Consider the following 11,900-nt stretch of genomic DNA (forward strand, 5'->3'; position numbering starts at 1 on the left):
GCACTATTTTGATAATTATGGAAACAGAGAGACTAGAATTACGAGAATTTAATGATGAGGATATTTCTGTCCTTTACTCAATTTTTTCAGATGCCGAAACAATGAAATATTATCCATCACCATTTAATTTAGAACAAACTAAAAATTGGGTTGAGAAAAATAAACAAAGATATCGAGAAGATGGTTATGGTTTATGGCTGTCTGTTTAAAAGAATCGAAGGAATTAATTGGAGATTGTGGCCTCGTTAAACAAATAGTTGATGGAAAAAATGAAATTGAGGTGGGCTACCATATTCATAAAAAATATTGGTCTAAAGGATATGCAACTGAAGCAGCTAAAGGTTGTGTGGAATATGGATTTGTACATTTGGGACAAGAAAAAATAATAAGTATTATTGACCCCAAAAATGGACCTTCTATTCGTGTGGCTGAAAAAAATGGTTTAATAAAGGAAAAGGAATCGTTTATTTTTAATAAAACTCACGATGTATATTCATTAATTAAGTTGTAATTGTAAAACATAATGAATACTAAATGATTACAACTACAACTTATTGCTACATTAAATAGAGGATTATTTATTATTTTGTTAGATAGGAAGTTCCTTTAGGAGATTATTATGAAAGATCCTTTTTTAAAAAGTAGTGCTTATAATCCCGTCCAACATTGTCTAATGTGCCGTAAACTTGATATCCGTGATTTTCATAAAAATCTAAAGCCTGAAAACTTAAAGTATCGACCTTTATGAAATCACAGTTGTTATTCAAAGCTATTTGTTCGATTTCTACTAATAATTTAGAGCCATAACCTAATCCGCGAATTTCCTCATCGATCATAAGTGTATGTATCTCTAACCAATTCCAACAAATTTCTCCCAATATGCCACCACGGACTAGGTCATTTTCATCTGTAAGGAAGAGGTTGATTTCTTGATATCGGCCTCTTAAATCTTTTGGGAAGTGTTTTAAATTGTATTCGTAAAGCTTTTTATTAATGAAAGATTTTTTATGTTCATTTTGCTCCTGTAAGATTTTATATTGCATAAATTTTTCCTCCTCTTTTATAATGGGAAATTTCACTTCCGAATTATATGTTGGCTATTTTCATTCTAATAATTACTATCCGTTATCTTCCTTCAATATAATAAAATAGGGTCATCATAAAAAGTTTGGGAAGGCATTCGTTAAATGTCTGTCACGTTATAAGTTTGGTTTGGTGATGAATAATACAATAGCAGGATTAATTTTTGTAGGTAAAGAAGCGGGTGGTAAAGTGAATTATATTCAAATTTATATTGGCCTAATGTTCGTTTGCAGTAGATTTTATAGATGATTTGAAAAATATAGTAGAGAAAAGGGGCATTCCTTTTCGTACATATCAACTAATGACGAAAGATGAAGCACAGAATGCACCTATCATATGGACAACCTTTGGACTATTTTGCAATGGTCAGTTATTTCATATGAAATTATGAGTGCAAACAAATTCGAAAAAGTATTTAATTACATTATGAATAGGGAATTTATCCCCTTTTGATGAACATTAAAATTAGAGCAAATAAACAAATACCTATAAAAGAACCTAGAGTAAACGACCAAGAAAAATAATCAAAAAAGATGTATGCAATTACGATTGCAAGCATATATCCGAGAACAGTGCCCAACAATTGTTTTTGGATATTCAACGTTCTCACTCCTTACTGCTTAGGATTTTTAAAAGTTATTACCCTTATTTATATTTTATAGAATTATCAGGTAAATATCCATAAGAATTAAGAATTCAGGTAGATCAGCTTTGAAAATTAGCAAACAGTATGCAGAACATTAAATATGGGGAGATCAATATGATGGATGGCATTTAGTGAAAAATAATGATCTCAGTATTATTTTTGAGCGTATGGCTGCTAAAATAGTTGAGGTTAATCATTATCCCCATCATGCACAACAATTTTTCTTTGTGCTATTTGCCACAGTAACAATCAATATTGCCGGAGAACGAATTGTGTTACAAAAAAAGTATCAGATGGTAGAAAGTATAGTAAAGCTCACAAGTATAAAGGAGATGTTTTACGACCGAATCTCCTTAAGTGAAGCAAATCCAAAATAGAGTAATATATAGGATTACACCAAACAACAGGCTGGAACGATTGGTGAGGATGAAGAAAGCTCCCCGAGAGGTTTCATTTTGGAGTAGTCACAAAAACTGCTATATAAAGGAGTTAATTTTTTGAAAGCAAAAAGCATTAAATTATATGAATTTGGAAGCCCTCGAGAAGTTTTGAAATTTGAAAATAAAATGATTCAACCTCCTCAAGAACAAGAAATTCTTGTTCGAATGCTGGCGCGACCTATTAACCCTTCCGATTTAATCCCAATATGGGGGAGTTATGCTCATCGAATTTCTTTGCCAAATATTCCTGGCTATGAAGGGGTAGGTATTGTAGAGGATGTAGGCCAGTGTGTTTCTCAGAATCTTATCGGAAAGCGTGTATTACCTTTGCGAGGGGAGGGGACTTGGCAGGAAATTGTAAAAACAAGCGCAGAATTCGCAGTACCCATCCCAGATACTATAGCTGATTTTACTGCAGCACAAATGTATATCAACCCAATGACAGCTTGGGTAACATGTACAGACATATTACAATTGCAGCCAAATGATGTTTTAATAGTCAATGCTTGCGGGTCCGCAATTGGACACATATTTGCTCAGCTAGCAAAATTGTTAGGCTTTCAATTAATCGCGGTTACGAGAAATAATAGACATACTAACGATTTAATTCAGCTTGGTGCTTCCTATGTAATAGATACTTCAAAAGCACCGCTTTATGAGACAGTAATGGAACTAACAAATGGTAGGGGCGCTGATGCTGCTATTGATTCTATTGGTGGGACAGCGGGCAATGACCTTGCTTTTTGTCTGAAATCTGGAGGGAACTTTTTAGCCATTGGTCTTTTATCAGGTGTACAAGTGAATTGGCAGAGAATCGTTAAAGAGGCAAATGTAAATACAAATATGTTCCATTTGCGTCATTGGAATAAGCAAGTATCAGTGGAAAGATGGCAACGTACATTTCAGCACTTAATCCATCTAATTAATAGTGGTGAATTAAAAATGATGACGGTGGATTCTCATTATGATTTGTTAGACATTAATAAGGCGATAACGGCTGTTGAATCGTCTAAAACTACAAAAGGAAAGATTTTTTTAACAAGTTATCAATAAATAGAAAAACCGAACTATTCCGAAACACTTCATGAGCGTTTCATAGGGATAGTTCGGTATTTTTGTTAGCTGAAACACTTTTACCCCAGCATCTTTCCTTATAAGTATGACTTGCCTAAAAATCTAAGCTTTGTGATTCTAAAATAAATCTGTTGATAAATATCGCAGACCAGTATCAGGTAGGATAACGACAATTCGTTTTCCTTTATTCTCTGCACGTTTTGCAAGTGCTGTGGCGGCAAATATAGCAGCACCTGATGAAGTCCCTACTAATATACCATCTGATTTCGCAACTGCGCGTGCTGCCTCATAAGCTTGTGTAGTTTCTATCTCAAGTACTTCATCAATTATATCTAAATGAACATTTGATGGTACACGGACCTCATCAGCATCGGAGAAGCGGTGAACACCTGTGATTTCAATGATATCTGGATTATCAACGGTTGCAATGGAATTAACAGCAGGCTCTACACCAATGATCTGAATAACTGGATTTTTAGATTTTAAGTATGCACCCGCACCACTTATCGTACCACCTGTGCCGATTGCTGCCACAAAGATATCAATTTGTCCGTCTGTATCCTCCCAAATCTCAGGACCAGTAGTTAACCTATGAACATTTGGGTTGGCATCATTATTTAACTGATTTAAAAACACAACATTTTCTTCTTGTTCAACGACTGTTTCTCGAAATACTTTATTCGTTTCAACAAAGTCACCCTCTGTTTCCTCAAAAGCAGCGACCATTTCTGGGACATCTGAAAATGGTACAACCTCCGCTCCGTATGCCTTTACAACCTTTGTGCGCTCTTCACTAACACCATCTTGCATGTAAATTCGAAGATTATAGCCTTTTGCTGCTGCAATTGCTGCTAGACCAATACCAGTATTGCCACTTGTTGTTTCGATTATTGTTTTATCTTTTGTTAATACACCACGAGCTTCAGCATCCTCAATCAACGCTTTAGCAACACGGTCCTTCACACTATTTGCAGGATTAAAATACTCTAGCTTTACGATAATTTCGGCTTCTAGCTGTTGCTCTTTTATATACTGATTTAATGCTAATAGTGGTGTATGACCGATTAATTCTGTAATAGATTGTTTGATCTTATTCGTTACAATTTGACCCATCTCAATCAACCCCTTATCTTTTGCTTACTTAACAAACTTGTTTTATAGGAATTAATGGAATCGTATCACGATAAATCCTTATAAGCAATAAAATTCCAGATAGAAAGATTGAATATAGTAATAGAAAAAAATAATTAATTAAATTTGCTAATACAACGTCCTTCTTTTATGAATAGGTAACATGTAAGTGCACTATATACATGTCATGATCTATCATTCATAATGCAAGGACTGGATCATTCCATCTGTTCAAATTGTAAATATTTTCGCAGGAGAATGTCTGAGAAAGCCTAATGGATAGAAGGTAAACTGATAATTCGGTAAGTTGTAGTAACTCCGAGAGTAGTTATTACTCACTTTCATATGTATAATGGGAGTCTATGTTAGGTAATTATCTTTCAGAAATAGTAAAAATAATTGAACATAAATGAGGCTTAATGATGAGTAAAAAAAGGTTTAAAGATTATGAATTAAGTAATGAAATAATAATGGCACTGGGTAGCTTAGGATATGAACAACCAACAGAAGTTCAGAGTAAGGTCATTCCGTTAGCATTAGCAAAAACAGATCTTGTTGTAAAATCACAAACAGGTAGTGGGAAAACTGCATCGTACGGGATTCCAATTTGCGAAGCCATTGATTGGCTAGAAAACAAACCGCAAGCCTTAGTGTTAACTCCGACAAGGGAGCTTGCTGTTCAAGTAAAAGAGGATTTTACGAATATTGGCAGACTGAAGCGCATTAAAGCAACAGCGGTTTATGGAAAACAGCCGATTGCCATTCAAAAAACAGAGCTAAAGCAAAAAACACATGTTGTTGTTGGTACGCCGGGACGCATGTTAGATCATATTGAAAGAGGCACGCTTGTCTTAGACAAAATACGTTATCTTGTCATTGATGAGGCGGACGAAATGTTGAATATGGGGTTCATAGAACAAGTCGAAGCCATTATTAAACAAGTGCCTCAAAATCGTGTGACGATGTTATTTTCAGCTACGTTGCCAGAGAAGGTAAAAGACTTAGCTCTTAAATATATGAAAACACCTACTGATGTAGAAATTCAAGCTACGGGATTAACAACAGATAAAATTGATCATTCCCTTTACGTAGTAGATGAAGAACTAAAACTATCCCTGCTGCGCAAAGTTACGATTGTTGAAAATCCAGATAGCTGTATCATTTTTTGCCGCACAAAGGATAGAGTCGATACGTTATGTGAGCAGTTAATCAATTTCGGATATAGCTGCGATAAAATTCATGGCGGTATGATACAGGATGTACGACTTGAAGTGATGAATGATTTTAAAAGAGGCGATTTTAGATATTTAGTTGCCACAGACGTAGCGGCTCGAGGAATTGATATTGATAATATCACACATGTCATTAACTATGATCTGCCATTAGAAAAAGAAAGTTACGTCCATCGTACGGGAAGAACTGGACGAGCAGGTTTAAAAGGGAAAGCAATTACGCTTGTAACGCCGTTTGAAGATCGTTTTTTAAGTGAAATTGAAGACTATATTGGTTTTAAAATTCCAAATAAAGTAGTGCCAACTGAAGAAGATGCTTTAAAAAAGAAAGCAGCTTTTGAGGCGAAAATGGATATTGAACCAACCCTGAAAAAGGCGAAAAGTGAAAAGCTGAACGAGCAAATCATGAAGCTATATTTTAATGGTGGTAAGAAAAAGAAGCTAAGAGCTGTAGATTTCGTCGGGACGATTGCCAAAATCGATGGTGTAACAGTCGAGGATATAGGCATTATTACCATTACAGATGCTTTTACTTATGTAGAAATATTAAATGATAAAGGCCCGATTGTTTTAAAAAACATGAAGAAAACAACAATCAAAGGTAAGTTATTGAAAGTATATGAAGCCAATAAGTAGTAAGCGGTAAGCTTTGATAGAGTTGAGGGTCAAGTGGAAAAGGTGCTTGCCTCTATATTGAAGTTAGTATAAAAAACAGCCAGTTCGCGGTATTTCACCGGGGACTGGCTGTTTATTTTGTTGAATATTAATTGGACGCAGAATCTCGAAGTATATACTTTTTACAACAAGTACATAAATCCAATTTAACCCAATTGATATAAAATTTTATGTTTTTTTAAAAAATCATCTTGAAAATGGCTCTACACCAAAATCTGTTCTTGAATCAGTATATATTGATAAAAAAACATGGAACGGAGGGCGGCGACTTCAGCGGGAAAAGCGTGAGAGCTGAGATCAACTGATGATGAAATCAGGGCAACACGCATATTCTTACGATTTTTGATTATTCGATAAAGAAACAACCGACAGTAAAATTCAACTTTCGTTAGACATGATGAACCAACTGCCACTATTAAAACAGCCGACGTATTTATTGTGCGATAGCTGGTATACATCCCGTACGATCATTGAAGCCGCACTCAAAACGAACCGTATTTTGTATCCACAAGGCATCTGTATTCAAGCCAAACAATTCGCAACGCATATCAAAAAAGACGACACCGATCTCGTGACGATTGGTGGGAAAGTGTATCGCTATGAAGGTGCCTTAAATGATATTGAATACGGTGTCGTACTTCTGTGTTGGCATCAAGCGGCATCGATAGAGCCAAAGAATATGCGCTGTTTTATGATTAGAACAGTTAAAGGTTTTCTTTCAATCTATTTTCTTATTCATTTTGTAATCAGAATAAAAGGAGATAAGTGACAGCACAAGTAGGATTAGCGGAAGAAAGAAGAAGCCTGCATCATATTTCACTGAATGTTCCATTTTTAAACCAAATAAATAAATGAATAAAGTAAAAGAAAAACATAAAGCAATCGTTCCAGCTATGGTTTTCATTTAAATCTTCCTTTCTAATTTTTCCCGCAGTAGCGGCTCCAACCTCCTATCTTTTCAGTCATATTTCCTAACTTTCTTCAAAAAAGTTCCCCGATAACCCGATCTTTTAAAAGCTTATTCTAAGGCAATTATACGTCAGAGGATGACCTATTAACATTGAATTGTTTAACTTCTTTCAGAAGAAGTCACCCACCTCTATAGGTGGTGAGATGAATGAGGTTTAAGTCACTTTTCAGCGGGTGTCCAAACACTTGCCGAAATAGAGGAACTCAGTCTAAGAACGCCACGTCCTGTGGCAATGACTGAGTGACCAACATCGTGTTGGCCTAAAGCCTCCGGCGGATGTCACGGAATCGGAAAGGAATTCATAAAGGATGTTAGCCTAAAATCATCGCATCCATGCGATAACGGCTAACTGACCTGCATCTTGTTGCTGCCGCTACTAGCACTGCGCTTTCGCACAAAAAACATCTGCAGGCCTAAGCACAAAGCCGATTCCGGACGCAATTATGCCGAGGTATAATTGTTCCTATTTAACCTACTTGTTTTGTAAGAATTGGTGGAATCGTATCATGATAAATCCATTTAAGCAATAAAACACCTGATAGAAAGATCGAATCTAATGATAGAAAAAAATAATGAATCATATCTGCACATTAATTTTTTCTGAGGTAAAGGGAGGAATATTAATATTGACAATGCTTCTATGCAAAAGTGAGTCGAGTGTAACTTAAATTGACGTCTTATCAGAAAGAAATTCCTGCATTATTTTTGATTAACTATACTTATTTTAATCCAAATGAACTAATAGTAGATATAAAGTAATCTTTAAAGTGCATAAATATATGTTTATTTGGAGGGATTTACTTTAAATTTGCTAATTAACGATATTTTGGAATAATATTTGTTAAAATGTAGCCTTGTAAAAAAGTTGGTTAGAGTGGTAACTAGGTGACTACTTGCGATCAACGGTAAAAAAGAGCTATTAAGTTAGCTTGATGTTATTTAGGAGATGAAAGTATGAAAGAAACTATTTCTTCAGTTTGTATAACTGCTGAAACAAAAATTAACATGATGAAGCAAAAGCCTGCTAATTATTTATTGTTAGCTATTTTTGGCGGGCTTTTTATCGGATTTGGAATTTTGCTCATCACAACTATTGGCGGCTTATTAAGTCCAACTGAGGTACCAAGTATGAAAATCTTACAAGGATTAGCATTTGGTGTGGCGCTTAGTATGGTTATGATGGCTGGGGCCAATTTATTTACGGGTGATAATCTAGTTTTAACGGTTAGTACACTATCAAAAAAATCATCACCATTAGAGATGCTGAGCATTTGGACGTTTAGTTACATAGGAAATTTCTTTGGTTCTCTTTTAGCGGCCGCACTATTTTTTTACTCGGGGTTAGCAAGTGGAGACATAGCGGCTTACATTGAAAAATTGGCTACAGCTAAGATGAGTGGTAGTTTTGTTGAACTTTTATGTCGAGGTATTTTATGTAATTTACTTGTATGCTTGGCCGTATGGTGTACGTATAAATTGAAAACAGAAGCAGGAAAATTAGCGATGATTTTCTGCTGTATTTTCCCATTTGTCACAATTGGATTTGAGCACTGTATAGCAAATATGACATTGTTTTCTCTTGCTCTTTTCATACCTCATGGTGAACTAGTATCGTTTGGTGGAGCCATTTCAAACTTATTGCCTGTAACACTAGGGAATATTATTGGTGGAGCTGTTATTGGTTTTGTTTATTGGGTGAATGGCAGAGATTAATAAATCACTAAATATTGCTAATGTAGTCTGTTTAAGTAGAGTAAAATACTTAGTGCCATTGCAATTTGAGAAGTGATTGTAAGCACCTGTTGACATATACAGGAATATAAAGCAATGCGATTATATCAAGTGAAATTAACGGATGAATACTTGACAATTTCCATCCCTTAATACTTTGACTTTTAGATAAATCGTAGATAGAATGACAGGTAGAGTTGCTTATGTAACTCTACCTATTTTTATTGTGATGAATGCGAGAAATTAATAGATAATGTAATAAATATAAAAGAGCGGAGGAACTCAAAAATGGAACAAGAAGTCAACCAACATACGATTCTTCAAGCAATTTTAGAGCTTTCAAAGCAAATGCAAGACATAAAATCGGATCTTCAACAACAAATCGAAGCAGTTGAGAAGAGATTAGAAGAAAAACTCGAAGTAGTTGAGAAGAGATTAGAAGAAAAACTCGATGCAGTTGAAAAGAGATTAGAAGAAAAAAACGAAGCTTTGGGAAAAAGATTAGACAAAGTTGAACAAAATTTAAGTCGAAAAATTGATCTTGTAGATGCAAAATTTGATATTTTATCATCGGATGTAATAACGACAAAAGCTGAAGTATCTATGCTTAAACAAGTAAAATAATATCAATTATGTCTCGGCATAATTTTGTGACACATGCTACCGTATCCCTTAAGGTTACGGTATTTTTTTATGGTATAATAAATGTCACAAAGGAGTGAAAAAGATTGTTAAAAACAGAGGTATTTGAACTATTAAAAAAGGCAATGAAAGAAAAGGATGTTTTAGCAAAAGGCGTATTATCGATTTTGAAATCTGCTCTAGATTTAGCTGAAAAAGAAAAAGGAGAAGCTTTATCGCCTGAAGAGGAAATGGCTATTATAAATCGTGAAGTAAAGCAAACAAATCAGGCTCTTGAGGGTGCTCAAAATGCAGGTCGAGCTGACTTAATTGAAAAAGAGGAAGCAAAATTAGTTCTGTTAAAATCATTTTTACCGGAGCAATTAACTGAAGAAGAAATTGCAGAAAAGCTTGTGGCAGCTGGCGTTGTAAAGGGAATGAACATGGGTGAAGCGATGAAAATTGCAAAACCTTTATTAAATGGTCAAGCTGAAGGCGCTGTTATTTCAAAAGTTGTGAAGGGCCTTATTTAATATCGTTAGAAACAGCCCCCTACTCTTAAGTAGTACGGGGTTGTTTTTTTGAATTACTATATTTTTTTGTAGTATTGCCAAAAAATGAAAATGCTTTTATACTTATTGTTAACCACTGGTCAAAAAGGAGAACACTATGTCGCCACGTAAGCCATCAACAAAGGATTTGACGAAAGAAATGATTATAAATGAGGCTCATAAGCAGTTTATCACGAAGGATTTTCAGCAAATATCAATGCGTAGTATTGCTAAAGAGCTTGGTTGTAGTCATGGGGCTATTTATTATCATTTTAAAAATAAAGCCGAAATATTTTATGCAATATTAAGTGACTATTTTTCTGAACTAAATAATACTTTAGATGAAAATATGGACGGTCCTGAAGATCATAACACTAAACTGCTGAATGTTTTTGTAGGCTTTATGGCGTTTGGTTTAAATAATCAAAGTCAGTATGAATTAATGTTTATCATGAGGGATAGAGAAATTGATGGGCTATCGCAAGAGGCAGCAAACCTTAGCTATGAAAAATTTGCACAATCTGTACGTTCCTTATCAAAGACAGAACTGTTGATTTCAGATATACATTCTACATTTATTGCTCTTCATGGATTTGTAGCACATTATCGTCATTATGTGAAAAATTATGAAGAAGCGAAAGAAGCCGTGGATGTTCATGCAAAATTTCTTATCAAGGCTTTGACATTTAGAGAGTAGCTCTAGAAAAAAATCTAGAGCCATCTTTTAGCAGTTATTTGACCAGTGGTTAATTAAAGGGGGTATAGTATGCAAAAAGCATTAGTTATTGGAGCATCTGGTGGTATGGGTTATGCGCTTGTAAATGAACTAGTTAGTAGAAATATACAGGTGAAGGCATTTGCTAGAAATGAAAAAAAGTTAGTTGCACTTTTTCGGCAACACAAAAATGTCGAAATCATTTCAGGTGATGTATTTAATGAACAGGACATGATGAGAGCTTCAAACGGTGTGAATATTATTTTTCATGCTATTAGTTTTCCGTATCAAGATTGGGAAAAGCACCATTTGCGATGCTTAGATATGGTGATTAACATAGCCGAGAGGCGAGGAGCGAAGATTGCGTTTGTAGATAATATTTATGCATATGGAAGACAATCGATAAACCCTGTAATAGAGCAAGCTAGAAAGGAACCGCAGACGAAAAAAGGAAAAATTCGTTTAACGATGGAAAATAAATTGAAAAATAGTAATGCACCCTCGTTAATTGTACATTTTCCTGATTTATACGGACCAAATGCAGAGAATACAATACTTTATGAAACGTTAAAAAATGTTGTGCAAGATAAAAAAGCTAATTTTGTAGGGAATATGCAAGTGAAGAGGGAGTTTCTTTATACAGTAGATGGTGCAAAGGCTATGGTTGAGCTTGCTTTACGAGACGAGACCTATAATCAAAATTGGAATGTGCCAGCTGTTCACACAATTGCAGGGGAAGAACTAGTGAAAATTTTACGTGACATTACTGGCTACAAAAAGGGCATTCGTACAGTTTCTAAAGGCATGATCCGGCTGATTGGAATATTTGCTCCTTCTATGAAAGAAGTAGTTGAAATCTTTTATTTAACAGAAGAACCGGTCATTTTAAGTGGGGAGAAATTTGAAAGGGAAATAGGCGCTTTACCAAATACTTCATATAGAGTAGGACTAGAAGAAACGCTTGCATGGATGAACAAGAGAGCATAAAAAAGACTTTTAAGAGTCAATGAAAAAATCCGCATAAACTTCTG

General features: G+C 34.9%; 12 protein-coding genes and 1 pseudogene. 10 read left to right on the top strand and 3 right to left on the bottom strand.

Annotation, left to right across the window (positions count from 1 at the left end; all coding sequences use genetic code 11):
• The first annotated feature begins 17 nt into the window (after window positions 1-17).
• Window positions 18-511 (top strand): annotated as a pseudogene (locus ACVYAD_RS17405) (GNAT family N-acetyltransferase).
• A gap of 106 nt (window positions 512-617) precedes the next feature.
• Here the strand turns inward: ACVYAD_RS17405 and ACVYAD_RS17410 are convergent.
• Window positions 618-1,043 (bottom strand): GNAT family N-acetyltransferase, encoded by a 426-nt coding sequence (locus ACVYAD_RS17410; RefSeq protein ID WP_476427299.1) that lies wholly within the window; start codon window positions 1,041-1,043, stop codon window positions 618-620.
• Between the two features lie 290 nt (window positions 1,044-1,333).
• On the opposite strand from ACVYAD_RS17410, the gene ACVYAD_RS17415 reads away from it, so the two are divergent.
• The 3 genes from ACVYAD_RS17415 to ACVYAD_RS17425 all read left to right on the top strand — a co-directional run bounded on the left by ACVYAD_RS17415 (window position 1,334) and on the right by ACVYAD_RS17425 (window position 3,222).
• Window positions 1,334-1,474 (top strand): YoaP domain-containing protein, encoded by a 141-nt coding sequence (locus tag ACVYAD_RS17415; protein WP_476427300.1) that lies wholly within the window; start codon window positions 1,334-1,336, stop codon window positions 1,472-1,474.
• A gap of 386 nt (window positions 1,475-1,860) precedes the next feature.
• Entirely contained in the window at window positions 1,861-2,106 is a 246-nt protein-coding gene (locus tag ACVYAD_RS17420) for a hypothetical protein (RefSeq protein ID WP_476427301.1), read from the top strand.
• Between the two features lie 120 nt (window positions 2,107-2,226).
• Window positions 2,227-3,222, top strand: a complete 996-nt coding sequence (locus tag ACVYAD_RS17425) for a zinc-dependent alcohol dehydrogenase family protein (protein ID WP_476427302.1) — start codon at window positions 2,227-2,229, stop codon at window positions 3,220-3,222.
• A 138-nt stretch (window positions 3,223-3,360) separates the two neighbouring features.
• Here the strand turns inward: ACVYAD_RS17425 and ACVYAD_RS17430 are convergent, their stop codons facing one another.
• The gene (locus ACVYAD_RS17430) at window positions 3,361-4,356 is read right to left on the bottom strand and encodes a PLP-dependent cysteine synthase family protein (protein WP_349660129.1); all 996 of its coding nucleotides are present in this window, start codon (window positions 4,354-4,356) and stop codon (window positions 3,361-3,363) included.
• Window positions 4,357-4,796: 440 nt separating this feature from the next.
• Between ACVYAD_RS17430 and ACVYAD_RS17435 the strand changes: the two genes are divergently transcribed.
• On the top strand, window positions 4,797-6,242 hold the full coding sequence (locus ACVYAD_RS17435; protein ID WP_476427303.1) for a DEAD/DEAH box helicase: 1,446 nt from the start codon (window positions 4,797-4,799) through the stop codon (window positions 6,240-6,242).
• Between the two features lie 757 nt (window positions 6,243-6,999).
• On the opposite strand, the gene ACVYAD_RS17440 is transcribed toward ACVYAD_RS17435, so the two are convergent.
• The gene (locus ACVYAD_RS17440) at window positions 7,000-7,185 is read right to left on the bottom strand and encodes a hypothetical protein (protein WP_100545925.1); all 186 of its coding nucleotides are present in this window, start codon (window positions 7,183-7,185) and stop codon (window positions 7,000-7,002) included.
• 1,020 nt (window positions 7,186-8,205) lie between these two features.
• On the opposite strand from ACVYAD_RS17440, the gene ACVYAD_RS17445 reads away from it, so the two are divergent.
• The 5 genes from ACVYAD_RS17445 (at window position 8,206) to ACVYAD_RS17465 (ending at window position 11,856) form a co-directional block, all read left to right on the top strand.
• On the top strand, window positions 8,206-8,964 hold the full coding sequence (locus tag ACVYAD_RS17445) for a formate/nitrite transporter family protein (protein ID WP_349660130.1): 759 nt from the start codon (window positions 8,206-8,208) through the stop codon (window positions 8,962-8,964).
• A 306-nt stretch (window positions 8,965-9,270) separates the two neighbouring features.
• Window positions 9,271-9,606 carry a hypothetical protein gene (locus tag ACVYAD_RS17450; RefSeq protein ID WP_476427305.1) on the top strand — a complete coding sequence of 112 codons (336 nt, stop codon included), beginning with the start codon at window positions 9,271-9,273 and terminating at the stop codon, window positions 9,604-9,606.
• Between the two features lie 104 nt (window positions 9,607-9,710).
• The gene (locus ACVYAD_RS17455; protein ID WP_386827581.1) at window positions 9,711-10,136 is read left to right on the top strand and encodes a GatB/YqeY domain-containing protein; all 426 of its coding nucleotides are present in this window, start codon (window positions 9,711-9,713) and stop codon (window positions 10,134-10,136) included.
• A gap of 136 nt (window positions 10,137-10,272) precedes the next feature.
• On the top strand, window positions 10,273-10,851 hold the full coding sequence (locus tag ACVYAD_RS17460) for a TetR/AcrR family transcriptional regulator (RefSeq protein ID WP_476427306.1): 579 nt from the start codon (window positions 10,273-10,275) through the stop codon (window positions 10,849-10,851).
• 69 nt (window positions 10,852-10,920) lie between these two features.
• Window positions 10,921-11,856 (top strand): SDR family NAD(P)-dependent oxidoreductase, encoded by a 936-nt coding sequence (locus ACVYAD_RS17465; protein WP_476427307.1) that lies wholly within the window; start codon window positions 10,921-10,923, stop codon window positions 11,854-11,856.
• The last annotated feature ends 44 nt before the right edge of the window (window positions 11,857-11,900 follow it).

The organism is Lysinibacillus sp. G1-3 (assembly GCF_056322905.1).

Bases quoted from the DNA above. Each gene is read 5' to 3' on its own strand.
- ACVYAD_RS17410 (WP_476427299.1), bottom strand. From the start codon at position 1,043: ATGCAATATAAAATCTTACAGGAGCAAAATGAACATAAAAAATCTTTC.
- ACVYAD_RS17430 (WP_349660129.1), bottom strand. From the start codon at position 4,356: ATGGGTCAAATTGTAACGAATAAGATCAAACAATCTATTACAGAATTA.
- ACVYAD_RS17435 (WP_476427303.1), top strand. From the start codon at position 4,797: ATGAGTAAAAAAAGGTTTAAAGATTATGAATTAAGTAATGAAATAATA.
- ACVYAD_RS17440 (WP_100545925.1), bottom strand. From the start codon at position 7,185: ATGAAAACCATAGCTGGAACGATTGCTTTATGTTTTTCTTTTACTTTA.
- ACVYAD_RS17445 (WP_349660130.1), top strand. From the start codon at position 8,206: ATGAAAGAAACTATTTCTTCAGTTTGTATAACTGCTGAAACAAAAATT.
- ACVYAD_RS17450 (WP_476427305.1), top strand. From the start codon at position 9,271: ATGGAACAAGAAGTCAACCAACATACGATTCTTCAAGCAATTTTAGAG.
- ACVYAD_RS17460 (WP_476427306.1), top strand. From the start codon at position 10,273: ATGTCGCCACGTAAGCCATCAACAAAGGATTTGACGAAAGAAATGATT.
- ACVYAD_RS17465 (WP_476427307.1), top strand. From the start codon at position 10,921: ATGCAAAAAGCATTAGTTATTGGAGCATCTGGTGGTATGGGTTATGCG.